This window comes from Pseudomonas sp. CAM1A (assembly GCF_047501685.1).
Lineage (GTDB): Bacteria > Pseudomonadota > Gammaproteobacteria > Pseudomonadales > Pseudomonadaceae > Aquipseudomonas.
In genome coordinates this window covers 365,763-390,055 of the sequence record NZ_JBFNXP010000001.1, presented here as the reverse complement: position 1 = coordinate 390,055, position 24,293 = coordinate 365,763, and the positions used below count along the sequence as shown (strand labels likewise).

General features: G+C 64.2%; 19 protein-coding genes. 14 read left to right on the top strand and 5 right to left on the bottom strand.

Annotated features, from left to right (window positions below):
- Window positions 1-32 precede the first annotated feature (32 nt).
- Both ABZO33_RS01805 and ABZO33_RS01800 read right to left on the bottom strand, forming a co-directional pair.
- A complete protein-coding gene (locus ABZO33_RS01805) occupies window positions 33-1,691 on the bottom strand; it encodes a GspE/PulE family protein (protein ID WP_414534619.1) in 1,659 nt (552 codons plus the stop codon).
- A gap of 97 nt (window positions 1,692-1,788) precedes the next feature.
- A complete protein-coding gene (locus tag ABZO33_RS01800) occupies window positions 1,789-2,115 on the bottom strand; it encodes a hypothetical protein (protein ID WP_414534618.1) in 327 nt (108 codons plus the stop codon).
- Between the two features lie 125 nt (window positions 2,116-2,240).
- On the opposite strand from ABZO33_RS01800, the gene ABZO33_RS01795 reads away from it, so the two are divergent.
- Entirely contained in the window at window positions 2,241-2,711 is a 471-nt protein-coding gene (locus ABZO33_RS01795; protein ID WP_023631494.1) for an Lrp/AsnC family transcriptional regulator, read from the top strand.
- 55 nt (window positions 2,712-2,766) lie between these two features.
- Here ABZO33_RS01795 and ABZO33_RS01790 read toward each other — a convergent pair whose 3' ends face one another.
- Window positions 2,767-4,146 (bottom strand): inorganic triphosphatase, encoded by a 1,380-nt coding sequence (locus tag ABZO33_RS01790; RefSeq protein WP_038707017.1) that lies wholly within the window; start codon window positions 4,144-4,146, stop codon window positions 2,767-2,769.
- Window positions 4,147-4,284: 138 nt separating this feature from the next.
- On the opposite strand from ABZO33_RS01790, the gene argE reads away from it, so the two are divergent.
- Together argE and argA are read left to right on the top strand one after the other, a co-directional pair.
- Window positions 4,285-5,430, top strand: a complete 1,146-nt coding sequence (gene argE / locus ABZO33_RS01785; protein WP_414534617.1) for an acetylornithine deacetylase — start codon at window positions 4,285-4,287, stop codon at window positions 5,428-5,430.
- A 108-nt stretch (window positions 5,431-5,538) separates the two neighbouring features.
- Window positions 5,539-6,837, top strand: coding sequence for an amino-acid N-acetyltransferase (gene argA, locus ABZO33_RS01780; RefSeq protein WP_038707016.1), 1,299 nt, complete (start codon window positions 5,539-5,541; stop codon window positions 6,835-6,837).
- 98 nt (window positions 6,838-6,935) lie between these two features.
- Here the strand turns inward: argA and ABZO33_RS01775 are convergent, their stop codons facing one another.
- Window positions 6,936-8,312, bottom strand: a complete 1,377-nt coding sequence (locus tag ABZO33_RS01775) for a glutamine synthetase family protein (protein WP_038707015.1) — start codon at window positions 8,310-8,312, stop codon at window positions 6,936-6,938.
- 667 nt (window positions 8,313-8,979) lie between these two features.
- Between ABZO33_RS01775 and ABZO33_RS01770 the strand changes: the two genes are divergently transcribed.
- The 7 genes from ABZO33_RS01770 (at window position 8,980) to ABZO33_RS01740 (ending at window position 17,278) form a co-directional block, all read left to right on the top strand.
- The gene (locus tag ABZO33_RS01770) at window positions 8,980-10,338 is read left to right on the top strand and encodes a glutamine synthetase family protein (protein WP_414534616.1); all 1,359 of its coding nucleotides are present in this window, start codon (window positions 8,980-8,982) and stop codon (window positions 10,336-10,338) included.
- A 49-nt stretch (window positions 10,339-10,387) separates the two neighbouring features.
- On the top strand, window positions 10,388-11,749 hold the full coding sequence (locus ABZO33_RS01765; protein ID WP_414534615.1) for an aspartate aminotransferase family protein: 1,362 nt from the start codon (window positions 10,388-10,390) through the stop codon (window positions 11,747-11,749).
- 168 nt (window positions 11,750-11,917) lie between these two features.
- Window positions 11,918-13,015 (top strand): polyamine ABC transporter substrate-binding protein, encoded by a 1,098-nt coding sequence (locus ABZO33_RS01760; protein WP_414534614.1) that lies wholly within the window; start codon window positions 11,918-11,920, stop codon window positions 13,013-13,015.
- Between the two features lie 161 nt (window positions 13,016-13,176).
- The gene (locus ABZO33_RS01755) at window positions 13,177-14,271 is read left to right on the top strand and encodes a polyamine ABC transporter substrate-binding protein (protein WP_046853739.1); all 1,095 of its coding nucleotides are present in this window, start codon (window positions 13,177-13,179) and stop codon (window positions 14,269-14,271) included.
- 57 nt (window positions 14,272-14,328) lie between these two features.
- On the top strand, window positions 14,329-15,471 hold the full coding sequence (potA, locus tag ABZO33_RS01750; protein ID WP_367857626.1) for a polyamine ABC transporter ATP-binding protein: 1,143 nt from the start codon (window positions 14,329-14,331) through the stop codon (window positions 15,469-15,471).
- Entirely contained in the window at window positions 15,468-16,388 is a 921-nt protein-coding gene (locus tag ABZO33_RS01745; RefSeq protein ID WP_414534613.1) for an ABC transporter permease subunit, read from the top strand. Before potA ends, ABZO33_RS01745 begins: the two co-directional genes overlap by 4 nt.
- Entirely contained in the window at window positions 16,385-17,278 is an 894-nt protein-coding gene (locus ABZO33_RS01740; protein WP_414534612.1) for an ABC transporter permease subunit, read from the top strand. Before ABZO33_RS01745 ends, ABZO33_RS01740 begins: the two co-directional genes overlap by 4 nt.
- Before the next feature lie 79 nt (window positions 17,279-17,357).
- Here the strand turns inward: ABZO33_RS01740 and ABZO33_RS01735 are convergent, their stop codons facing one another.
- Window positions 17,358-18,524 (bottom strand): AAA family ATPase, encoded by a 1,167-nt coding sequence (locus ABZO33_RS01735; protein WP_414534611.1) that lies wholly within the window; start codon window positions 18,522-18,524, stop codon window positions 17,358-17,360.
- A gap of 142 nt (window positions 18,525-18,666) precedes the next feature.
- On the opposite strand from ABZO33_RS01735, the gene ABZO33_RS01730 reads away from it, so the two are divergent.
- From ABZO33_RS01730 to oscA, 4 genes are all read left to right on the top strand, one after another.
- On the top strand, window positions 18,667-19,755 hold the full coding sequence (locus ABZO33_RS01730; RefSeq protein ID WP_414534610.1) for an efflux RND transporter periplasmic adaptor subunit: 1,089 nt from the start codon (window positions 18,667-18,669) through the stop codon (window positions 19,753-19,755).
- Window positions 19,752-20,819, top strand: coding sequence for an efflux RND transporter periplasmic adaptor subunit (locus ABZO33_RS01725; protein WP_414534609.1), 1,068 nt, complete (start codon window positions 19,752-19,754; stop codon window positions 20,817-20,819). Before ABZO33_RS01730 ends, ABZO33_RS01725 begins: the two co-directional genes overlap by 4 nt.
- Complete coding sequence (locus ABZO33_RS01720; RefSeq protein WP_414534608.1) at window positions 20,816-23,869, top strand: efflux RND transporter permease subunit; 3,054 nt, start codon at window positions 20,816-20,818, stop codon at window positions 23,867-23,869. The genes ABZO33_RS01725 and ABZO33_RS01720 overlap by 4 nt, the downstream gene beginning before the upstream one ends.
- 210 nt (window positions 23,870-24,079) lie before the next feature.
- Entirely contained in the window at window positions 24,080-24,262 is a 183-nt protein-coding gene (gene oscA, locus ABZO33_RS01715; protein ID WP_003258557.1) for a sulfur starvation response protein OscA, read from the top strand.
- The last annotated feature ends 31 nt before the right edge of the window (window positions 24,263-24,293 follow it).

The window sequence follows — 24,293 nt, the reverse complement described above, 5'->3', positions numbered from 1 at the left end:
CCAAGTTCCCGGCCACAAAGGGATTTTCTTACTTATCCACAGACTCGCATGACCTCCTCGGCGCAGGTCATGCCCTGGGCGACCCGGTCACCGCCGTGCCGTCGAAGGTCACGCAACCCGTCTACCTCGGCCTGTTGCCGCAGGCCGGCGAGGTCGCTGGCGGGGGTGATCCGCTCGCGCAATGCGGCGCTGACCTGGAGCAGTTCGAACAGCCCGGTACGCCCATGGAAACCCGTGCTCCGGCATTGCGGGCAGGCCTGGCGATCCTGCGGGGGTAGGTGCAGACAAGCGCGGCAGAGTGTGCGCACCAGGCGCTGGGCCATTACTCCTAGCAAGGTCGCCCTGATCAGGTAGTCGGCGACGCCAAGCTCCAGCAGGCGGGTAATCGCGCCGCAGGCGTCCTGGGTGTGCAGGGTCGACAACACCAGATGCCCGGTGAGGGCCGCCTGCACGGCCACCTGGGCGGTTTCCCGGTCGCGGATTTCGCCGATCATGATTATGTCCGGATCCTGGCGCAGCAGGGCGCGGGCACCGCTGGCGAAGTCCAGCTCCAGGCTGGGCTGGACCTGCAACTGGTTGATCATCGGTTCAAGGCGTTCGATCGGGTCCTCGATGCTGCACAGGTTGACCTGGGGGGTGGCCAGGTGCCGGAGGCTGGCGTACAGGGTGCTGGTCTTGCCCGAGCCGGTCGGCCCCGTCACCAGCAGGATGCCCTGGCGTTGTTGCAGCAGGGCCAGCCACTGCTCCAGCAACGTGCCCTCCAGGCCCAGGGTTTCGAGGCTGTCGTGCAGTTGCTGAGGGTCGGACAGGCGCAATGCCAGCTTCTCGCCGAACGGGGTGGGCAGGGTGGACAGACGCAGCTCCACCTCGGCGCCGCCGGGCAGGCGGGTTTTCAGGCGACCGTCCTGTGGCCGGCGTTTCTCGGCGACGTTCATGCGGCCCAGGTGCTTCAGCCGGCTGACCATCGCCAGGGTGACGCTGGCTGGGAAGGCATACACCGCGTGCAGCAGCCCATCGATGCGCAGGCGCAGATGGCCTTGTTCACGGCGGGGTTCCAGGTGGATATCGCTGGCGCGCTGCTCGATGGCGTACTGCAGCATCCAGTCGACGATGTGCACGATATGGGCATCGTCCGCGCTGGCCTGGGTTTGCCTGGCACCCAGTTCGAGCAGTTGCTCCAGCTCGCCGAGGCGGGGCAACTGGCCAAGGCCCGCGCCGCGCACGGAGTGGGCCAGACCCAGGAAGGTCGGGCGTAGCTGGCGGAGCTGTCGCGGGCTGGCCAGCACCCGGTGCACTGCCTTGCCCAGGCTACGGCTCAGGTCTGCCTCCCATTCGTGTTGATAAGGCTGGGCGCTGGCCACCGTGATGCTGTGTTCATCCACGGCCACGGCGAGGATGCCATGGCGCTGGGCGAAGGCTGCGGACATCAGCCCGGCCACGCGCACCAGGTCGACCTGCAAGGGGTCGATTGCCAGAAAAGGCTGGCCAACCCGATCTGCCAGCCAGCGGCACAGGGCATCCAGCCCCAGCGGGTGGCCGATGGCGGCGATCAGTTCCAGGGGATGTTCGGCAGGGTGGGTCTTGGCGCGCTCAAGTGCCGCGAGAGCGGCTTCGGGGGTGATCCGCTGCTCTGCCAGCAAGGCGTCCAGCAGGCGATTGAGGTCAAGATCGTGGTGGTCGTTGGCGAGCATGGAAGCGTCCTTGCCGGGCTTCAGAGGCCTGGGCAAGGCTAGTCGCGCAGGGCGCAGGACGTCGGTGCAAAGGGTTTCCGGACATTGCCTGCCGGTTTCAACGGCTGGCGACCTCCGAGAGCTGTGGCAGGTTCGCCAGGCACACTTCGCTGACGCAGACCAGGTTGCGCAGTTTCTGGGCGATCACTTCGGCCCGGTGCCAGCTCAGGCCGCCGACACCGATCGCCACGTCCAGCAGATCGTCGCACTGGCTCACGTTGACGCTGTGCGGGGTGAGGAACTGCAGGGCGAACAGATTGAGCACGCGGCACAGGCTGTCCGGTTCGGCGTCGGCCTGCAGGCGGTAGTGCACAGTGCAGTGGACAGTGTTGGCGGCCCAGGCGTCGAGGCGGGGCGAGTTGAGGGGCCGTTCGAGTGCGTTCATGCAGGATCTCCGCGAAAGTGGAAAAATTCTTGCACGTCAGGCGGGGTATTTTTTCGCTATGATTCGCCAATAACGCGCTATCTCGACTTTTTTAATTCGTAAAAATGCCAATTGGAGAATTATTAATGCTTGGCGAATTGGACGCTTACGACCGGCGCATTCTTGAACTGCTGCAAGACGACGCCTCGCTGTCCAGCGCGCAGATCGCCGAGCGCGTGGGCCTGTCGCAGTCACCATGCTGGCGGCGCATTCAGCGCCTGAGAGAGGAGGGGGTAATTCGTGGCCAGGTGACGCTGCTGGACCGCAAGAAGGTAGGGCTGAACACGCAGATCTTTGCCGAAGTGAAGCTCAACGCCCATGGCCGTTCGAACTTCGCCGAGTTCACCGAGGCGATCCGCGGTTTTCCCGAAGTGCTGGAATGTTATGTGCTGATGGGGGCGGTGGATTTTCTGCTGCGTATCGTCACCTCGGATATCGAGGCTTACGAGCGGTTCTTCTTCGAAAAGCTGTCGAACGTGCCGGGTATTCAGGAAGTCAACTCGATCGTGGCATTGTCGGAGATCAAGTCGACCACGAGCCTGCCGCTGAGGCCCTGAAGAGCCAATCGCGGGCAAGCCCGCTCCCACGCGTGCAGGAGCGGGCGGCGCGGACTCAGGCCTTGAGCAGATGCTTCCAGGCGCGGTTCTGCTCGATGGCGCGAGCCTGTTCGATACGGGCCTCCAGCAGTTCGCCCTTGTCTTCCTCCAGCAGCGGCAGTTCGGCCAGCTCGTGCAGCTTGTTCAGCTCGCCGTAGAGGCGGTCCTGCTGTGGCAGGTCGAGCACCTGGCGGGCGTGGTGCAGCCAGGTTTGCACGGTCTCGATGCGCGGCAGCTGCTCGGCCAGGTCCTCTGGACGCTGCACATACAGTGGCAGCTTCAGGGCGCGGGCTTCCTCGCCCAGCAAGTGCTGCAGCCAGCTGGCCAGCTGCGCCTTGCCCTGGCGCTCGCCACGGCCCTTGCGCTCGACGGTCCAGGCGCGGGCGGTCAGCCAGCGTGCGGTCTCCAGGGAGAACTGGCCCCAGCGCGGATCCTCCAGCTCTTCGGCGAACTGCTCGGGGGCGGCGCGACGGATGTCCTCGTCGTCGTTGCCGGCCAATACCAGCGGGCGCCAGTCTTCCAGCAACGCATCGAGGCTGGCGCGCAGGGCGCGGGTGGTCGGGCGCGGTGCCGCCTGGCCGAGGCTGGCGGTGAGGGCGCGCAGCTCGGCCAGGCAGCGAACCCAGTCCTGCAGCAGGCGCCAGTGGCCATTGTGGCGATACTGCTCGGCCAGGCGCTGGCTGCTGCCCAGCAGTTGCCAGGCCAGGGCGGCGTAGGCGTCATCCATCGGCATCTCGGCGTGCAGCTCGGTCACCGGCAGGCCCAGCTCGTAGCTGTCCGGATCGAGCAGGCGGTAGCCGCGCTCGGCCTTGCTGATGTCGCATGGCATCAGGGCGAGGCTGGCGGACAACTCCGCGGCCAGCTCCAGCAGCGCCTCTGGGGCACCCTCACGCAGCTCCAGTTCCAGCTCGCAGATTTCTTCCTTGCGCTTGCCGGCGATCACGAAGCCCTGGTCGATGGCCGCTTCGATCACCACCTTGGCCTTGCCGCGGCCCCAGGCGATCTCGGCGTACTCGCGGGTGAAGTCGGTGGTGAACAGCGGCTTGATGGCCTTCTTGTCCAGCCCGGCCAGTTGCTCGGGCCAGCAGGTGCCATCGAGTTTCTTCAGGTCGAGCTTGACCTTGTCCAGGTGCCATTCGAACTCGTTGCGCTCGGACAGGCCGGCCACGCTCTGGCCGCGGCATTTGAGGGTCTGGATGATGACCTCGCCGTCGCGGCGCAGGCGCAGGGCGACACGGGCGGCGGACAGGTCGCGCTCCGGGGTGTCGAAGTACTGGTTGAGCAGTTCGCGGGTCTGCCAGCCGGACTTGTTGCGCTTTTTCAGCAGCGGGTGCTCGCGCAGGGCGGCAAGGGTCTCGCGACTGGCGCGGAGTTTGAGTTCGGTTTCTGTGTGCATCGCGGGCTCGGAAGGAGGGGCATCGTGATTGGGCAGTCTACAGCACTTGCGGCTTGAATCCTTGCTTGTGGGCGCGTGCTTGCCTTGCGGGTCTTTTGCATTGTTATGATGCCCCTCACGCTTCCGAGGAGTCCGCGCATGCCGTTGCCATCGCTGAAAGACCAGTTTGCCGCCCTGATCGCCGCACCTTCGGTCAGTTGCACCCAGGCTGCGCTGGACCAGTCCAACCGAGCGGTCATCGACCTGTTGGCCGGCTGGTTGGCGGACCTGGGCTTCGCCTGCGAGATCCAGCAGGTCAACCCTGGCAAGTTCAACCTGCTGGCCAGCCGCGGCACCGGCCCGGGCGGCCTGGTGCTGGCCGGGCACAGCGACACGGTGCCCTTCGACCCGCAACTGTGGAGCAGCGACCCGCTCAAGCTCACCGAGGTCGATGGCCGTTGGGTAGGCTTGGGCAGTTGCGACATGAAGGGCTTCTTCGCCCTGGTCATCGAGGCGGTGATCCCGCTGCTCGAGCATGATTTCAAGCAGCCGCTGCTGATCCTCGCCACCTGCGACGAAGAAAGCTCCATGTCCGGCGCCCGGGCCCTGGCCGAGGCCGGCCAGCCGCTCGGGCGGGCGGCGGTGATCGGCGAGCCCACCGGGCTCAAGCCGATCCGCATGCACAAGGGCATCCTCATGGACCGCATCGACATTCTCGGGCGCAGTGGCCATTCGTCGGATCCGACCCTGGGCCGCAGCGCTCTGGAGGCCATGCATGCGGTGATGGGCGAGCTGATGGCGCTGCGCCGCAGCTGGCAGGAGCAGTACCGCAACCCACAGTTCACGGTGCCTGCCCCGACCCTGAACTTCGGCTGCATCCATGGCGGCGACAACCCCAACCGCATCTGTGGCCAGTGCGCCCTGGAGTTCGACCTGCGCCCGTTGCCGGGCATGGATGTGGAGCAGCTGCGCGCAGCGATCCGCGGCAAGCTCACCCCGTTGGCCGAACGTCATGACGTGCGTATCGACTATGCGCCGCTGTTCCCGGAGGTGCCGCCGTTCGAGCAGGCCGCCGACAGCGAACTGGTGCGCCTGGCCGAGCGCCTGACCGGCCATCGCGCCGAAGCAGTGGCCTTTGGTACCGAAGCGCCTTATCTTCAGCAGCTCGGTTGCCAGACCATCGTGCTGGGGCCCGGTGACATCGCCTGTGCTCACCAGCCCGGCGAGTATCTTGAAATGTCACGTATCGAGCCTACCGTGCGTCTATTGCGTGACCTGATCCGGCACTATTGCCTGAACCATTGATCTTTCCTGAGCAGAGGAGACCGCGCGTGACCGCAAGCCTGTTCCGACGATGACTTTCGAACGTTGTGCGCCTTTTCGTTCTCCGTTCACTTATCCACAGGCCCTGTCATGCCCGATTACGTCAACTGGTTGCGCCATGCTTCTCCCTACATCAACGCCCACCGCGATTGCACCTTCGTGGTCATGCTCCCCGGTGATGGCGTCGAACACCCTAACTTCGGCAACATCGTCCACGACCTGGTGCTGTTGCACAGCCTGGGCGTGCGCCTGGTGCTGGTCCACGGTTCACGCCCGCAGATCGAAAGCCGCCTGGCCGCCCGCGGCCTGACCCCGCACTACCACCACGGCATGCGCATCACCGACGCGGCGACGCTGGACTGCGTGATCGACGCCGTCGGCGCCCTGCGCCTGGCCATTGAAGCGCGCCTGTCGATGGACATGGCGGCCTCGCCCATGCAGGGCTCGCGCCTGCGGGTGGCCTCTGGCAACCTGGTCACGGCACGGCCGATCGGCGTGCTTGAAGGGGTGGACTATCACCATACCGGTGAAGTGCGCCGGGTCGACCGCAAAGGCATCAACCGCCTGCTCGATGAGCGTTCCATCGTGTTGCTGTCGCCGCTGGGCTACTCGCCCACCGGCGAAATCTTCAACCTGGCCTGCGAAGACGTGGCTACCCGCGCCGCCATCGAGCTGGGTGCCGACAAGCTGCTGCTGTTCGGCGCCGAGCCGGGCCTGCTGGACGAGCGTGGGCAGTTGGTGCGCGAGCTGCGCCCGCAGCATATCGCGCCGCACCTGCAGCGACTGGGCAGTGACTACCAGGCCGAGCTGCTGGATGCCGCCGCCGAGGCCTGCAAGGGCGGTGTGGCACGCAGTCATATCGTCAGTTATGCCGAGGACGGCGCGCTGCTGACCGAGCTGTTCACCCGTGGTGGTGGCGGCACGCTGGTGTCCCAGGAACAGTTCGAGGTGGTGCGCGAGGCGACCATCGAGGATGTCGGCGGCCTGCTGGAGCTGATCAGCCCGCTGGAGGAGCAGGGCATCCTGGTGCGACGTTCACGGGAGGTGCTTGAGCGGGAGATCGAGCAGTTCAGCGTGGTCGAACGCGAGGGCATGATCATCGCCTGCGCGGCGCTTTACCCGATTGCCGATTCCGAGGCGGGGGAGCTGGCGTGCCTGGCGGTGAACCCGGAGTACCGGCATGGTGGGCGTGGTGATGAGCTGCTCGAGCGCATCGAGGAGCGCGCACGCACGCTGGGGCTCAATACCCTGTTCGTGTTGACGACCCGGACCGCACACTGGTTCCGCGAGCGCGGCTTCTCGCCTAGTGGCGTGGAGCGCCTGCCGGCGGCGCGGGCTTCGCTGTACAACTACCAGCGTAATTCGAAGATTTTCGAGAAGCCGCTCTGATGCCATCGCGGGTCAAGCCCGCTCCCACGGTCTACCTGGGCGGGCACCCGCGATGCGATGGCAAAGAAGTACGCCGCCCCTGAGGGCGGCGTTTTCGTTTACACGGTGTGCAGGTACCAGTTGTACTCGAGGTCGGAGATCGAGTGCTCGAACTCCTCCAGCTCGCTTTCCTTGCACGCGACGAAGATGTCGATGTACTTCGGATCGATGTACTTGTTGAGAATCTCGCTGTCGTCCAGCTCGCGCAGTGCATCGCGCAGGTTGTTCGGCAGGCTCTGCTCCAGCTGCTCGTACGAGTTGCCTTCGATCGGCTCGCCCGGTTCGACCTTGTTGGTCAGGCCATGGTGCACTCCGGCCAGTACCGCAGCCATCATCAGGTACGGGTTGGCGTCGGCGCCGGCCACGCGGTGCTCGATGCGCACCGCATCCGGCGAGCCGGTCGGCACGCGCAGCGCCACGGTACGGTTGTCCAGGCCCCAGCTCGGTGCGTTCGGCACGTAGAACTGCGCGCCGAAACGGCGGTACGAGTTGACGTTCGGGCAAAGGAACGCCATCGAGGCGGGCAGGGTCTCGAGCACACCGCCGACAGCGTGACGTAGCGCGGCGTTCTGCTCGGGATCCTCGCTGGTGAAGATGTTGTTGCCATCCTTGTCCAGCACGGAAATGTGTACATGCAGGCCGTTGCCTGCCTGGCCCGGGTAGGGCTTGGCCATGAAGGTGGTGTCCATTTCATGGTCGTAGGCGATGTTCTTGATCAGGCGCTTGAGCAGCACCGCGTAGTCACAGGCCTTGAGCGGGTCGGCGACGTGGTGCAGGTTGACTTCGAACTGCGCCGGGGCGCTTTCCTTGACGATGGCGTCGGCCGGAATGCCTTGTTCCTTCGCGCCTTCGAGGATGTCCTGCAGGCAGTCGGCGTATTCGTCGAGGTCGTCGATCAGGTACACCTGGGTCGACTGCGGGCGCTTGCCCGAGATCGGCGAGCGTGGCGGCTGCGGGCGGCCGTTCACGTTCTCTTGGTCGATCAGGTAGAACTCCAGTTCGAACGCGGCGCAGATGGTCAGGCCCAGGTCGGTGAACTTGCTCACCACCTGGCGCAGCACTTCACGCGGGTCGGCGAAGAACGGCTCGCCTTCGATCTCGTGCATGGTCATCAGCAGCTGCGCGGTCGGGCGCTTCTGCCAAGGCTCGTTGCAGAGAGTGTCGGGGATTGGGTAGCAGATACGGTCGGCATCGCCGATGTCCAGGCCAAGGCCTGTGCTTTCGACGGTCGAACCGTTGATATCCAGGGCAAAAAGGGAGGCCGGCAGGTTGATGCCTTTCTCGTAAACCTTGTGGAGGCTGGTGCGCTCTATGCGCTTGCCGCGCACCACACCATTCATATCTGCAATCAGAAGGTCAACGTAGAGAACCTCAGGATGTTCCTTAAGGAACGCGTTCGCTTCGTTAAGCTGAACGGCACGCGGGGGTACCGACATGATGCAACACCTTTGTTGTTAAAAATATCAATCAAGGGGGGCTTGCAACCCCAGTCAATCGGAAAGACCAAGTTAAGTCAAGCCAGCACCCTGATGCCCTTAAATGGCACATCTACGGCAGATTTGCTGCATCTCGGGGCGTGCCATTATCCGCTATTTTCGAGTTGAAGGGTTATCCCGAGCGGGGCGTGTTTTATTTTTTACGGGGGAGTTGTGTAAAAAAATGAACGAGGCTAAGCTCGGCAACAACCCAGAACACAATAATACGAGGGTCACATGGTCCGCCTGTCGAGACCTGCCAGCACCGCATGCACGGTGCGTTCAGGTACATCTCCCGGTTACCGTCCGGTCACTGCACGCCTGCTTCGAAGGGGCGCCGCGCTGGCCGCAATAATTGACGGTTCGCTTGAAAAAGCCATGCCTCGTAACGCTTTAGCGCAACACCTCCTTTCCTTCTGCCCTTCGCTTTCTGTCCGGACGCGCGCCCATGGCGTGTATCCATTGTCGTCCTGCGCGAGGGTTTTTGCTTTAGCCATGCACAGCATCCAGAATCAAGGCGCGGGCCTGTCCAGGCCCCTCGGCGCGCTGCGCGCCGACTTTGTCCGACGCCTGGCGTCAGTGGCCGCCGGTTGCCGCCAACCGCGCCACATTACCTCCTGAGGTATTTATGAGTAACAACCTCGACCAGCTCACCGATTGGTTGAAAGAGCACAAGATCACCGAAGTGGAGTGCCTGATCAGCGACCTGACCGGCATCACTCGCGGCAAGATCTCGCCCACCAACAAATTCATCGCCGAAAAGGGCATGCGCCTGCCCGAGAGTGTGCTGCTGCAGACCGTGACCGGCGATTACGTCGACGATGACATTTATTACGAACTGCTCGACCCGGCCGACATCGACATGATCTGCCGCCCCGACGAGAACGCGGTGTTTCTCGTGCCATGGGCCATCGAGCCGACCGCCCAGGTGATCCACGATACCTATGACAAGAAGGGCAACCCGGTCGAGCTGTCGCCGCGCAACGTGCTGAAGAAGGTCCTGAAACTCTACGCCGACAAGGGCTGGCAGCCGATCGTCGCGCCCGAGATGGAGTTCTACCTGACCAAGCGTAGCGAAGACCCGGACTTTCCGCTGCAGCCGCCGGTGGGTCGTTCCGGCCGCCCGGAAACCGGCCGACAGTCGTTCTCCATCGAGGCGGCCAACGAATTCGACCCGCTGTTCGAGGACGTCTACGACTGGTGCGAACTGCAGCAGCTGGACCTCGACACGCTGATCCACGAGGACGGCACGGCGCAGATGGAAATCAACTTCCGTCATGGCGACGCGCTGCACCTGGCCGACCAGATCCTGGTGTTCAAACGCACCATGCGTGAGGCGGCGCTCAAGCACAACGTGGCCGCCACCTTCATGGCCAAGCCGATGACCGGCGAACCGGGCAGCGCCATGCACCTGCACCAGAGCGTGGTTGATGCCGTCACCGGCAAGAACATCTTTTCCAACGCCGACGGCAGCATGAGCGAGCTGTTCCTCAACCACATCGGCGGCTTGCAGAAGTTCATCCCCGAGGCGCTGCCGCTGTTCGCCCCCAACGTCAACTCGTTCCGCCGCTTCCTGCCGGACACCTCCGCGCCGGTGAACGTCGAGTGGGGCGAAGAGAACCGCACCGTCGGCTTGCGCGTACCGGATGCCGGGCCGCAGAACCGCCGGGTCGAGAACCGTCTGCCGGGCGCCGACGCCAACCCCTACCTGGCCATCGCCGCCAGCTTGCTGTGCGGCTATATCGGCATGGTCGAAGGCATCGAGGCCAGCGCGCCGGTGCAGGGTCGTGGCTACGAGCGCCGTAACCTGCGCCTGCCGCTGACCATCGAGGACGCCCTCGAGCGCATGGAAGTCAGCCGCGCGCTGGAGCAGTACCTGGGCAAGAAATTCATCACAGGCTACGTCGCCACCAAGCGCGCCGAGCACGAGAACTTCAAGCGCGTCATCAGCTCCTGGGAGCGAGAGTTCCTGCTGTTTGCTGTGTGATCAACCCTGAGGCCGCCCAAGGCGCGGCCACCGGACCATGGAGAAGCACATGAGCGTCAACAACCCGCAAACCCGTGAATGGCAAACCCTGAGCGGCGAGCACCACCTTGCACCTTTCAGCGACTACAAACAGCTGAAGGAAAAGGGGCCGCGCATCATCACCAAGGCGCAGGGTGTGCATTTGTGGGACAGCGAGGGGCACAAGATCCTCGACGGCATGGCCGGCCTATGGTGCGTGGCGGTCGGCTATGGCCGTGAAGAGCTGGTGCAGGCGGCAGAAAAGCAGATGCGCGAGCTGCCGTACTACAACCTGTTCTTCCAGACCGCCCACCCGCCGGCGCTGGAGCTGGCCAAGGCGATCACCGACGTGGCCCCCGCGGGCATGACCCATGTGTTCTTCACCGGCTCCGGCTCCGAAGGCAACGACACCGTGCTGCGCATGGTCCGCCACTACTGGGCGCTCAAGGGCAAGCCGCACAAGCAGACCATCATCGGCCGCATCAACGGCTACCATGGCTCCACCTTCGCCGGCGCGTGCCTGGGCGGCATGAGCGGCATGCACGAGCAGGGTGGCCTGCCGATCCCGGGCATCGTGCATATCCCGCAGCCGTACTGGTTCGGCGAGGGTGGCGACATGACCCCGGACGAATTCGGGGTATGGGCGGCCGAGCAGCTGGAGAAGAAAATCCTCGAAGTCGGCGAAGACAACGTCGCCGCCTTCATTGCCGAGCCGATCCAGGGCGCCGGCGGCGTGATCATTCCGCCAGAGACCTACTGGCCGAAGGTCAAGGAGATCCTCGCCAAGTACGACATCCTGTTCGTCGCCGACGAAGTGATCTGTGGTTTCGGCCGCACCGGCGAGTGGTTCGGCTCCGATTACTACGATCTTGCGCCCGACCTGATGACCATCGCCAAGGGCCTGACCTCCGGTTACATCCCCATGGGCGGTGTGATCGTGCGTGACAAGGTAGCCAAGGTGATCAGCGAAGGTGGCGACTTCAACCACGGCTTCACCTATTCCGGCCACCCGGTGGCGGCGGCGGTGGGCCTGGAAAACCTGCGCATCCTGCGTGACGAGCAGATCGTCGCGAAGGCCCGCGATGAAGTGGCACCCTACTTGCAAAAACGACTGCGTGAGCTGCAGGACCACCCACTGGTGGGCGAGGTGCGCGGCCTGGGCCTGCTCGGCGCGATCGAGCTGGTCAAGGACAAGGCCACCCGCAGCCGTTACGAGGGCAAGGGCGTGGGCATGGTCTGCCGCAACTTCTGCTTCGAAAATGGCCTGATCATGCGCGCCGTCGGCGACACCATGATCATCGCGCCGCCGCTGGTGATCAGCCGCGCAGAGGTGGACGAACTGGTGGAAAAGGCGCGCAAGTGCCTGGATTTGACGTACGAAGCGATTAAATGACGGTCTGCTAGGCTGGCGAGGTGACATTAAGTCCGTTACAGGTGCTGCTTTTGTTGAAACAGCGCCTTGTAACTTGCCAGACTAACGGCTGTTTAGTCGCCCAGTGCGTGACCCGTGGGACCTGGCTGCTGAACAGATGGCTTGATAATAAATTCTGGAGCATTACGCATGAAGAAATTGGGCAAGACGCTGCTGGCCGCCGCCCTGATGGGTGCCATGGCCACCGCTGTTCAGGCTGACGACAAGGTGCTGCACGTCTACAACTGGTCGGACTATATCGCTCCGGACACCGTGGCCAACTTCGAGAAAGAGACCGGCATCAAGGTCGTCTACGACGTCTTCGACAGCAACGAGACCCTCGAAGCCAAGCTGCTGGCGGGCAAATCGGGCTACGACATCGTCGTGCCGTCCAACAACTTCCTGGCCAAGCAGATCAAGGCCGGCGTCTACCAGGAGCTGGACCGCTCCAAGCTGCCTAGCTGGAAAAACCTCGACCCGGCCCTGCTCAAGGCAGTTGGCGACGCCAGCGACCCGGGCAACAAGTTCGCCTTCCCGTACATGTGGGGTTCCATCGGCATCGGCTACAACCCGGAGAAGGTCAAGGCCGCGCTGGGCGTGGACAAGATCGACTCGTGGGACGTGGTGTTCAAGCCAGAGAACATCGCCAAGCTCAAGAGCTGCGGCGTGAGCTTCCTCGACGCGCCGACCGAGATGATCCCTGCCGCGCTGCACTACCTGGGCAAGCCGAGCGACAGCACCAAGAAGGAAGACCTGAAGGCAGCAGAAGACCTGTTCCTGAAGATCCGTCCTTCGATTACCTACTTCCACTCTTCCAAGTACATCTCGGACCTGGCCAACGGCAACATCTGCGTGGCCGTTGGCTACTCGGGTGACCTGGAGCAGTCCAAGGCCCGTGCCCACGAGGCCGGCGACAAGGTCAAGCTGAGCTATGTCATTCCGAAGGAAGGTGCCGGCACCTTCTATGACATGGTCGCCATCCCGAAAGATGCCGAGAACGTCGACGCCGCCTACAAGTTCATGGAATACCTGCTGCAGCCGAAAGTGATGGCCGGTATTACCAACGCCGTGCGTTTCCCGAACGGTAACAAGGCAGCCACCGAGTTCGTCGACAAGGACATTACCAGCGATGCGGCGATCTACCCTTCCGAGGAAGTGAAGGCGCAGCTCTACGCGATCAAGGCGCCAGAGAAGACCGCCCAGCGCGAGATCACCCGCAGCTGGACCAAGATCAAGTCGGGCAAGTAAGCCCGATGCGGCAACCTCTGGGCCGGGCTTTTCCGGCCCAGAGGCCAGTAAAGGCAAATAAGTTTGCGGCATCCACGCCGTGAAGGTAAGTTGCGCGCCGGTTTTGCGTGTGCGGCCGAGGTTTACTGCCCGCAAAGGCACTGATTGTGAGGACCACCCACTTGTCTATTTCTGTTTTTCGCCAGGCCTTGATGGCCGGAGCGGGTCTGACGCTGGCTTGCAGCGTCCAAGCGGCGCCCACGGTGCACATCTACAACTGGTCCGACTATGTCGGCCCCACCACGCTCGCCGATTTCCAGAAGGAAACCGGGATCGAGCCCAAATACGACGTCTTCGACAGCAACGAGACGCTGGAAGGCAAGCTGCTGGCCGGGCGCACCGGCTATGACGTGGTCGTGCCGTCCAACCATTTCCTCGGCAAGCAGATCAAGGCGGGCGCGTTCCAGAAGCTCGACCGCGACCTGCTGCCCAACTATGCGAACCTCGACCCGGCGCTGATGAAGCGCCTGGAGAAGAACGACCCGGGCAACCAGTACGCCGTCCCCTACCTGTGGGGCACCAATGGCATCGGCTACAACGTCGAGAAGGTCAAGGCGGCGCTGGGCACCGACAAGATCGATTCCTGGGCGGTGCTGTTCGAGCCCGAGAACATGAAGAAACTCAGCAAGTGCGGCGTGGCCTTCCTCGACTCCGCCGACGAGATGCTGCCGGCGGTGCTCAACTACATGGGCCGCGACCCCAACAGCAGCAACCCCAAGGACTACGCCGATGCAGAGAAGAAACTGCTGGCCGTGCGTCCCTACGTGACTTACTTCCACTCATCCAAGTACATCACCGATCTCGCCAACGGCGATATCTGCGTGGCCGCCGGCTTCTCCGGCGACGTGTTCCAGGCCAAGGCCCGCGCTGAAGAAGCGAAGAAGGGCGTGAAGCTGGCCTACGCCATTCCCAAGGAAGGCGGCAACCTCTGGTTCGATGTGCTGGCGATCCCCAAGGACGCCAGCAACGTCAAGGAGGCCCACGCCTTCATCAACTATTTGCTGAAACCTGAGGTTATCGCCCAGGTCAGTGATTACGTCGGTTACGCCAACCCGAACCCCAAGGCTGGCGACCTGATGGACCAGGCCGTGAGGACTGACGCCGCGGTTTACCCACCGCAGGAAGTGCTGGACAAGATGTTCGTCAACGCCGAGTTGCCACCCAAGGTGCAACGTTTGATGACCCGCAGCTGGACCAAGGTCAAGTCGGGCAAGTAACAATCCAGGCCCGCCAGCGCAGCGGCGGGCACACAAATCTTGTTGGGAGTTTCACTCATGGCAGTTGCCTCCGGTGCCTATAAGAAAGCCCTCGAGGGTGGCCAGCAACCCAAGCAGGTGCTGGTCAAGATCGACCGGGTCACGAAAAAGTTCGACGAAACGGTAGCCGTGGACGATGTGTCCCTGGAAATCCGCAAGGGCGAGATCTTCGCCTTGCTGGGCGGCTCCGGTTCCGGCAAGTCCACCTTGCTGCGCATGCTGGCCGGTTTCGAGCGTCCGACCGAAGGGCGGATCTTCCTCGATGGCGTCGACATCACCGACATGCCGCCCTACGAGCGGCCGATCAACATGATGTTCCAGTCCTACGCGCTGTTCCCGCACATGACCGTGGCGCAGAACATCGCCTTCGGCCTGCAGCAGGACAAGATGCCCAAGGCCGAGATCGAGGCCCGCGTGGCCGAGATGCTCAAGCTGGTGCACATGACCCAGTACGCCAAGCGCAAGCCGCACCAGCTCTCCGGTGGCCAGCGCCAGCGCGTGGCCCTGGCCCGTTCGCTGGCCAAGCGCCCGAAACTGCTGCTGCTCGACGAGCCGATGGGTGCGCTGGACAAGAAGCTGCGCTCGCAGATGCAGCTGGAACTGGTGGAGATCATCGAGCGCGTGGGCGTGACCTGCGTGATGGTGACCCACGACCAGGAAGAGGCCATGACCATGGCCCAGCGCATCGCCATCATGCACCTGGGCTGGATCGCCCAGATCGGCAGCCCGATCGATATCTATGAAACCCCGACCAGCCGCCTGGTCTGTGAGTTCATCGGCAACGTCAACCTGTTCGAAGGCGAAGTGGTCGACGATGCCGAAGGCCATGCGGTCATCGCCAGCCCGGAGCTGGAGCGCAAGATCTACGTCGGCCACGGTGTCACCACCTCGGTCGAGGACAAGCACATCACCTACGCCCTGCGCCCCGAGAAACTGCTGGTCACCACCGAGCAGCCGACCTGCGAGCACAACTGGTCGCGCGGCAAGGTCCACGACATCGCCTATCTGGGCGGCCATTCGGTGTTCTACGTCGAGCTGCCCAGCGGCAAGATCGTCCAGTCGTTCGTCGCCAATGCCGAGCGCCAGGGCACCCGCCCGACCTGGGACGACGAAGTCTACGTGTGGTGGGAAGATGACAGCGGCGTGGTACTGCGGTCATGAAAATCCGCAAGCTCAAGCGAGCCTTCCAGCGTCTTGTCCCCGAGGGACGGCACATGGTGATCGGCGTGCCGTTCATCTGGCTGTTCCTGTTCTTCATGCTGCCGTTCTTCATCGTCCTGAAGATCAGCTTCGCCGAAGCCGATGTGGCGATCCCGCCGTACACCGAGATCTACACCTACCTGGAAGGCAAGGTCCAGCTGGTGCTGAACCTGGCCAACTACGGCCTGCTGACCGAAGACGAGCTGTACATCGCGGCCTACCTCGGGTCGCTCAAGGTCGCCTTCTTCAGCACCTTGCTCTGCCTGTTGATCGGCTACCCGATGGCCTACGCCATCTCCAAGGCCAGGAAGGAGTCGCAGACCGTCCTGCTGCTGCTGATCATGATGCCGACGTGGACCGCGATCCTGATCCGCGTCTATGCCTGGATGGGCATCCTCAGCAACAACGGCCTGCTCAACAGCTTCCTGCTGTGGCTGGGCCTGATCGACCAACCGCTGCAGATCCTCAACACCAACCTGGCGGTGTATATCGGCGTGGTCTATTCGTACCTGCCGTTCATGATCCTGCCGCTGTACGCCAACCTGGTGAAGCACGACGAAAGCCTGCTGGAAGCCGCATCGGACCTCGGTTCTAGCACCTTCAACAGCTTCTGGAAGATCACCGTGCCGCTGTCGAAGAACGGCATCATCGCCGGCTGCATGCTGGTGTTCATTCCGGTGGTGGGCGAGTTCGTGATTCCTGAACTGCTCGGCGGCCCGGAAACCCTGATGATCGGCAAGGTGCTGTGGCAAGAGTTCTTCAACAACCGTGACTGGCCGGTGGCATCCGCGCTGGCGGTAGTGATGCTGGCGATCCTGATCGTGCCCATCCTGCTGTTCAACCGCAGCCAGGCCAAAGAGATGGAGGGCCGCGCATGAAACGCTTCAGTTTCTCCAAGCTGATGCTGGTGCTCGGCTTGCTGTTCATCTACCTGCCGATGCTGATCCTGGTGATCTACTCGTTCAACGCCTCCAAGCTGGTGACGGTATGGGGCGGCTGGTCGGTGAAGTGGTACGTCGGCCTGCTCGACAACACCCAGCTGATGGGTTCGGTGATGCGCTCGCTGGAGATCGCCTGCTACACGGCGATCGCCGCGGTGGCGCTGGGTACCCTGGCGGCCTTCGTGCTGACCCGGGTCACCCGCTTCAAGGGCCGCACGCTGTTCGGTGGCCTGGTCACCGCGCCGCTGGTGATGCCCGAGGTGATCACCGGTCTGTCGCTGTTGCTGCTGTTCGTGGCCATGGCGCAGATGATCGGCTGGCCGCAGGAGCGCGGCATCGTCACCATCTGGATCGCCCACACCACGTTCTGCGCCGCCTATGTGGCGGTGGTGGTGTCGGCGCGCCTGCGTGAACTGGACCTGTCCATCGAAGAAGCGGCCATGGACCTGGGTGCCAAGCCGTGGAAGGTGTTCTTCCTGATCACCATCCCGATGATCGCGCCGTCGCTGGCGGCGGGCGGCATGATGTCGTTCGCCCTGTCGCTGGATGACCTGGTGCTGGCGAGCTTCGTCTCCGGCCCGGGCTCGACCACCCTGCCGATGGAAGTGTTCTCGGCCGTGCGCCTGGGCGTGAAGCCGGAGATCAACGCCGTGGCCAGCCTGATCCTGCTGTCGGTGTCGCTGGTGACCTTCATGGTCTGGTACTTCAGCCGTCAGGCCGAAGAACGTCGTCGTCGGGCGATTCAGCAGGCAATCGAGGAGGGCGCCGCAGCGAACGTCTCGCAGCCGCAGGTACGTCGTCCGGCCCAGGCCGCAGCGCAGGCCTGAGTCGTTCCAAATCGCGGGGCAAGCCCGCTCCCACGAGGGTGATGAATCCCTGTGGGAGTGGGCTTGCCCCGCGATGTTTTCAGCCCTGATCCGGCCAGTACCAGGCCGGTTCATCGAGCATGCCCTGCCCGACGATCCCGGTCTGTCCCAGCGTTTTCTCCAAGTGGATCGAGTTGCAGCCCTCTTCCTCCTCCAGCGCTGCCACCAGCCGTGGCGCGTGCGACACCACCCATACCTGGCAGTGCTGCGCCGCGCGGCGGATCAGGCGTGCCAGTGCCGACAGCAGGTCCGGGTGCAGGCTGGTTTCCGGTTCGTTGAGCACCATCATGCTCGGCGGGCGCGGCGTGAGCAGGGCGGCCACCAGCAGCAGGTAGCGCAAGGTGCCGTCGGACAGCTCAGCGGCGCTCAGCGGCCGCAGCAGCCCGGCCTGATGAAAACGCAGGCCGAACAGGCCACCGGGCTGGGCGTCGACCGCGAGCCGGGCGCCGGGAAAGGCGTCGCCTACCGCGTCCTGCAGAGCCTGCAGGTCACCGATCTCGTCGATGGTCTGCAGCGCGGCGGCGAGGTCGCGGCCGTCGTGATGCAGTACCGGCGTGCGCGTTCCCAGCCGTGATTGCCGGGCTGGAGCTTCGGCATCGGTACGGAAATGGTCGTAGAAGCGCCAGCTGCGGATCTGTTCGCGCAGATGCGGCACCTCAGGGGAGCCCTGGAGGCTGCCGACCTGGTCGAACAGGCTGTCGAACTCGGTCATGTGCTGGTGCAGCACCTGCCATTGGCGCCCGTCGCGGGCCTTGACCATCCCTGCGTTGCGCTGCACCAACTGGCTGGCCGGGCGGCACAAGGGGCCGGCCCAGATGGTCTCCTGCTTGATCTGCGGGTCCAGGGCGAACTTTGACCGGCTGGGTTCGGGCAGGCCGAGGCTGATCGCGTAGCCGAAGTCTTCGCCGGCGAAACCCATCTTCAGGCGCCGGGCCTGCTGGCGTGGCCCGCCTTCCACTGGCACCTCGCCGTTGAGCATGCGCCGGGTGAGCTTCTCGGGGCCGGCCCAGAAGGTCGATTCCAGCCCGCCCTCGGCAGCCAGCGCGTTGACTACGCCGCCGCGGGCGGTTTCGGCCAGCAGGCGCAAAGCCTTGTACAGGTTGGACTTGCCGCTGCCGTTGGCGCCGGTGATCACGTTGAGCTGCCCCAGCGGCAGCACCAGCTGGTTGATCGAGCGGTAATTGGCAATGGCCAGGGTGGTGAGCATAGGCGGCATCCTTGAGCGGTCGGACGGCAGTATCGCCGATACCGTCTCGCTTTGTTGAACCCTGACCAATGCCGTTTGTCGATCCCTGATCTACGCTTTCAAACGCATCCCTCCCACCATTCGAAGAAGCAAAGGAGCCTGCATGACGGTAACGCGTCCGCCGATGGTCGTTTGCCTGGGGCTGCTGTTCATGCTGTCGGGCTGTAGCCAGGAAGAAGCCGCCCCGGTGCTGCCGCGGGTCGTGGTGCAGCAAGTCAAACCCACCGACTTCGCCGCCAGGGTCACCTTGACCGGTGACATACAGGCGCGGGTGCAGACTGATTTGTCGTTCCGCGTGGGTGGCAAGATCATCGCGCGCAGCGTCGATGTGGGCGATCACGTCAAGGCCAACCAGGTGCTGGCGCGGCTGGACCCGAAAGACCTGCAGAACAGCGTCGACTCGGCCAAGGCCGAGGTGTTCGCCGAGCAGGCGCGCGTCACCCAGACCAGCGCCGCCTTCGTCCGCCAGCAGAAATTGCTGCCCAAGGGCTATACCAGCCAGAGCGAGTACGACGCCGCCGAAGCTGCCTTGCGCAGCAGCCAGAGCGCGCTCAAGGCCGCCCAGGCGCAGTTGGCCAATGCCAACGAACAACTCAGCTACACCGCACTGGTGTCCGAGGCCGATGGCGTGATCACCGCCCGCCAGGCCGAGGTCGGCCAGGTGGTGCAGGCGACCATGCCGATTTTCAGCCTGGCCGTGGATGGCGACCGCGACGCGGTGTTCAACGTGTATGAATCGCTGCTGGTGGGCGGGCCGAGCGAAGAAGGGGTGACGGTCAGCCTGCTCGACAACCCGAAGATCCAGGCCAAGGGCCATGTGCGCGAGATCACCCCGACCGTTTCGGCGCAGAGCGGTACCGTACAGGTCAAGGTAGCCCTGCGTGACGTGCCCTCGGGCATGCAGCTCGGCTCACCCGTCACCGCCGCGACCAACGCCCAGAGCCGGCCGAGCATCGAGCTGCCGTGGGCGGCGCTGACCAAGGCCTTGCACGAACCGGCGGTGTGGGTGGTGGGAGAGGGTGACAAGGTCGAGCTGCGCAAGGTCCAGGTGGCACGCTACCTCACCGGCAAGGTCGTCATCGCCGAGGGCGTGAAGGGCGGCGAGACCGTGGTGGTTGGCGGCGCCCAGCTGCTGCACCCGGGCATGCAGGTGCAGAGGATCGACGCCCGGGATGCCGGAGGTGCGCAATGAACCGCCTGATGATCGTGCTGCCGGCAGCGCTGCTGCTGGCCGCCTGCGGCAGTGACCAGGAGCAGGTCGAGCCAATTCGTCCGGTGCTCTCCACCGTGGTCGAACCCCAGGTGCAGGCGCAACTGGGGCGCTTTGCCGGGACCATCCAGGCGCGCTTCGAGAGCACCCTGGGTTTTCGTGTTTCGGGGCGCATCGCCCGGCGTTGGGTCGATGTCGGCGCCCAGGTGAAACCCGGCGATACCCTGGCCACTCTCGACCCGACCGACCAGCAGAACCAGCTGCGCGCCGCCGAAGGTGACCTGGCCAAGGTGCAGGCGCAGTGGATCAACGCCCAGGCCGACGCCCGTCGCCAGCAGCAGCTGTACGACCGCGGCGTCGGCGCCCAGGCCCAGCTGGATATCGCCCAGACCAACCTGAAGACCACCGGCGCCTCGCTGGAGCAGGCGCGCTCGGCGGTCAGCCAGGCCCGCGACCAGCTCGACTACAGCACCCTGGGCACCGACCATGCCGCCGTGGTCACCGCCTGGCAGGCCGAGGCCGGGCAGACCGTCAGCGCCGGCCAGGCGGTGGTCACCCTGGCGCGGCCCGATGTGAAGGAGGCAGTGATCGACCTGCCCACCTACCTCGCCGAACAGCTGAGCAAGGACCTGACCTTCACCGTCGCCCTGCAGCTGGAGCCGAGCATCAGCACCACTGCCACCTTGCGCGAGCTGGAGCCTCAGGCCGATGCCACCACCCGCACCCGGCGCGCCCGGCTGACCCTGGCCAGCACCCCGGACACCTTCCACCTCGGCACCGCTGTCAGCGTGACCCTGAGCTCGGCGGTCAGCCCGCGCAGCGAACTGCCGCGCACCGCGCTGCTGGAGCGTGACGGCAAGACCCAGGTGTGGGTGGTCGACCCACAGCAGAAAACGGTCGCCATCCGCGACGTGCAACTGCTGGAGCGTGACGAGCAGCGCATCGTCCTGGCCGCCGGCGTGCAGCCCGGCGAGCGCGTGGTCACCGCTGGCGTCAATATCCTCAAGCCCGGCCAGAAGGTCACATTCGACGAGGACGCACGATGAAAGGAAGCTTCAACCTCTCCGAATGGGCGCTGCGGCACCAGTCGTTCGTCTGGTACCTGATGGCCGTCAGCCTGGTGATGGGGGTGTTCTCCTACCTCAACCTGGGGCGCGAGGAAGACCCGTCGTTCACCATCAAGACCATGGTGATCCAGACCCGCTGGCCGGGCGCGACCCAGGACGAGACGCTGCTGCAGGTCACCGACCGCATCGAGAAGAAACTCGAGGAGCTGGACTCGCTCGACTACGTGAAAAGCTACACCCGGCCTGGCGAGTCCACGGTCTACGTGTACCTGCGCGATACCACCAAGGCCAAGGACATCCCCGAGATCTGGTACCAGGTGCGCAAGAAGATCCAGGACATCAGCGGCCAGTTCCCCAAGGATATCCAGGGCCCGGGCTTCAACGACGAGTTCGGCGACGTCTATGGCTCGATCTACGGCTTCACCTCCGACGGCCTGACCCTGCGCCAGCTGCGCGACTATGTGGAGCAGGTGCGCGCCGAGGTGCGCGATGTGCCCAACATCGGCAAGATCGAGCTGATCGGCACCCAGGACGAAGTGCTCTACCTGAACTTCTCCACGCGCAAGCTGGCCTCTTTCGGCATCGACCAGAGCCAGGTGATGCAGGCCCTGCAGGCGCAGAACGCAGTGACCCCCGCCGGGGTGATCGAGGCCGGGCCCGAGCGCATCTCGGTGCGCACCACCGGGCAGTTCGCCTCGGAGAAGGACCTGGAGACCGTCAACCTGCGCATCAACGACCGCTTCTTCCGCCTGGCCGATATTGCCGATATCGAGCGTGGCTACGTCGATCCGCCGTCGCCAATGTTCCGCTACAACGGCCAGACCGCCATCGGCCTGGCCATCGGCATGAAGGCCGGCGGCAACATGCAGGTGTTCGGCCAGCTGCTGCGCGAGCGCATGGACCAGATCACCAACGACCTGCCAGTGGGCGTCGAGGTGCACACCGTCTCCGACCAGGCGGTGGTGGTCAAGCAGGCGGTCGGTGGCTTCACCAGCGCGCTGTTCGAGGCGGTGGTGATCGTGCTGGTGGTGAGTTTCGTCAGCCTCGGGGTACGTGCCGGGTTGGTGGTGGCCTGCTCGATCCCGCTGGTGCTGGCCATGGTGTTCGTGTTCATGGAGTACACCGACATCACCATGCAGCGGATCTCCCTCGGCGCGCTGATCATCGCCCTGGGCCTGCTGGTGGACGACGCGATGATTACCGTGGAGGTGATGGTCACGCGCCTGGAAATGGGCGAGACCAAGGAACAGGCGGCAACCTTCGCCTATACCTCGACCGCCTTCCCAATGCTGACCGGCACCTTGGTGACCGTGGCCGGTTTCGTGCCGATCGGCCTGAACGCCAGCTCCGCGGGCGAGTACACCTTTACCCTGTTCGCGGTGATCGCTGTTGCCCTGTTGGTGTCATGGGTCGTCGCGGTGTTCTTTGCCCCGGTGCTGGGTGTGCACATTCTCGACAGCAAGAAGCTCAAGGCCCACGAGTCCGAACCCGGCCGGGTGGGGCGCGCTTTCGAGCATGGCCTGCTGTGGTGCCTGCGGCATCGTTGGGTGACGGTGATCGGCACCATCGTACTGTTCGTGCTGTCGGTGCTGGGCATGCGCTTCGTGCAGAACCAGTTCTTCCCCTCGTCGGACCGCCCGGAAATCCTCGTCGACCTCAACCTGCCACAGAACGCCTCGATCGAGGAGACGCGCAAGGTGGTCGACCGCTTCGAGGCGACCTTCAAGGACGACCCGGACATCGTCAGCTGGAGCACCTACATCGGTCAGGGCGCGATCCGTTTCTACCTGCCCCTGGACCAACAGTTGCAGAACCCGTACTACGCCCAGTTCGTCATCGTCAGCAAGGGCCTGGAGGAGCGCGGCGGGTTGATGCAGCGCCTGCAGGAGCGCCTGACCCGGGACTTCGTCGGCATTGGCACCAACGTGCAGTCGCTGGAAATGGGCCCGCCGGTGGGCCGGCCGATCCAGTACCGGGTAAGCGGCAAGGACATCGACCAGGTGCGCAAGCATGCCATCGACCTGGCCACGCTGCTCGACCAGAACGAGCACATCGGCGAGATGATCTACGACTGGAACGAGCCGGGCAAGGTGCTGCGGGTCGAGATCGCCCAGGACAAGGCACGCCAGCTTGGGCTGTCCTCCGAGGACGTGGCCAACGTGATGAATAGCATCGTCACCGGCGTGCCGATCACCCAGGTCAACGACAACATCTACCTGATCAACGTGGTCGCCCGTGCCGAGGACAGCGAGCGTGGCTCGCCCGACACCCTGCAGAACCTGCAGATCGTCAGCCCCAGCGGCACCTCGATCCCGCTGCTGGCCTTCGCCACCGTGCGCTACGAGCTCGAGCAGCCGCTGGTGTGGCGCCGCGACCGCAAGCCGACCATCACCATCAAGGCCTCGGTCAGCGGCGATATCCAGCCCACCGACCTGGTGGCGCAGCTCAAGCCGGATATCGACAAGTTCGCCAGCCAACTGCCGGCCGGCTACGAGGTGGCCACCGGCGGCACCGTCGAGGAGAGCGCCAAGGCCCAGGGGCCGATCCGCCAGGTGGTGCCGCTGATGATCTTCCTCATGGCTACCTTCCTGATGATCCAGCTGCACAGCGTGCAGAAGCTGTTCCTGGTGGTCAGCGTGGCGCCGCTGGGGTTGATCGGCGTGGTCCTGGCGCTGGTACCCACGGGCACGCCGATGGGCTTCGTGGCGATCCTCGGGATCCTCGCGCTGATCGGCATCATCATCCGCAACTCGGTGATCCTGGTGACCCAGATCGACGAGTTCGAGGAGCAGGGCTTCGCGCCGTGGGATGCGGTGGTTGAGGCGACCAACCACCGTCGCCGGCCGATCCTGCTGACTGCCGCGGCGGCGAGCCTGGGCATGATCCCCATTGCCCGGGAGGTGTTCTGGGGGCCGATGGCCTACGCCATGATCGGCGGCATCATCAGTGCAACGCTGCTGACGCTGTTGTTCCTGCCGGCGCTGTATGTGGCCTGGTACAAGATTCGCGAGCCAAAGCACGAGTCTTGACGCGTGCTTCGTGGGAGCGGGCTTGCCCCGCGATGACGATGGTGAGTCATCGCGGGGCAAGCCCGCTCCCACGATTCGTAAAAGAAGTTATATAAACATTCTTAAACAGTATTTTTAAGAATATCCGCGCCTCACTAGTATTGCCCTCAAGCCAGGCGCAAATCCCCTTCAAAACCTCTGCCCGGCTCCCTTACTCACAGGAGAACGAGCATGAGTGCATCTCTGCGCAGCATCGACGGTCAGGACGAAGCCACCATTCTGCGTGAAATCCAGAGTGCCCTGCGCGACCTGCGCTTTGGCGCGGTGGAGATCACCGTGCACAACGCCCAGGTGGTGCAGATCGAACGCAAGGAGAAGTTCCGCCTGCAGCAGCCCGGCAACAAGACCGGCTGACACCGCACCCCTTCAAAACTAGAAAAATGCC

Coding starts and splice junctions, on each gene's coding strand:
- ABZO33_RS01805 (WP_414534619.1), bottom strand. CDS start 1,691: ATGCTCGCCAACGACCACCACGATCTTGACCTCAATCGCCTGCTGGAC.
- ABZO33_RS01800 (WP_414534618.1), bottom strand. CDS start 2,115: ATGAACGCACTCGAACGGCCCCTCAACTCGCCCCGCCTCGACGCCTGG.
- ABZO33_RS01795 (WP_023631494.1), top strand. CDS start 2,241: ATGCTTGGCGAATTGGACGCTTACGACCGGCGCATTCTTGAACTGCTG.
- ABZO33_RS01790 (WP_038707017.1), bottom strand. CDS start 4,146: ATGCACACAGAAACCGAACTCAAACTCCGCGCCAGTCGCGAGACCCTT.
- argE (WP_414534617.1), top strand. CDS start 4,285: ATGCCGTTGCCATCGCTGAAAGACCAGTTTGCCGCCCTGATCGCCGCA.
- argA (WP_038707016.1), top strand. CDS start 5,539: ATGCCCGATTACGTCAACTGGTTGCGCCATGCTTCTCCCTACATCAAC.
- ABZO33_RS01775 (WP_038707015.1), bottom strand. CDS start 8,312: ATGTCGGTACCCCCGCGTGCCGTTCAGCTTAACGAAGCGAACGCGTTC.
- ABZO33_RS01770 (WP_414534616.1), top strand. CDS start 8,980: ATGAGTAACAACCTCGACCAGCTCACCGATTGGTTGAAAGAGCACAAG.
- ABZO33_RS01765 (WP_414534615.1), top strand. CDS start 10,388: ATGAGCGTCAACAACCCGCAAACCCGTGAATGGCAAACCCTGAGCGGC.
- ABZO33_RS01760 (WP_414534614.1), top strand. CDS start 11,918: ATGAAGAAATTGGGCAAGACGCTGCTGGCCGCCGCCCTGATGGGTGCC.
- potA (WP_367857626.1), top strand. CDS start 14,329: ATGGCAGTTGCCTCCGGTGCCTATAAGAAAGCCCTCGAGGGTGGCCAG.
- ABZO33_RS01745 (WP_414534613.1), top strand. CDS start 15,468: ATGAAAATCCGCAAGCTCAAGCGAGCCTTCCAGCGTCTTGTCCCCGAG.
- ABZO33_RS01740 (WP_414534612.1), top strand. CDS start 16,385: ATGAAACGCTTCAGTTTCTCCAAGCTGATGCTGGTGCTCGGCTTGCTG.
- ABZO33_RS01735 (WP_414534611.1), bottom strand. CDS start 18,524: ATGCTCACCACCCTGGCCATTGCCAATTACCGCTCGATCAACCAGCTG.
- ABZO33_RS01730 (WP_414534610.1), top strand. CDS start 18,667: ATGACGGTAACGCGTCCGCCGATGGTCGTTTGCCTGGGGCTGCTGTTC.
- ABZO33_RS01725 (WP_414534609.1), top strand. CDS start 19,752: ATGAACCGCCTGATGATCGTGCTGCCGGCAGCGCTGCTGCTGGCCGCC.
- ABZO33_RS01720 (WP_414534608.1), top strand. CDS start 20,816: ATGAAAGGAAGCTTCAACCTCTCCGAATGGGCGCTGCGGCACCAGTCG.
- oscA (WP_003258557.1), top strand. CDS start 24,080: ATGAGTGCATCTCTGCGCAGCATCGACGGTCAGGACGAAGCCACCATT.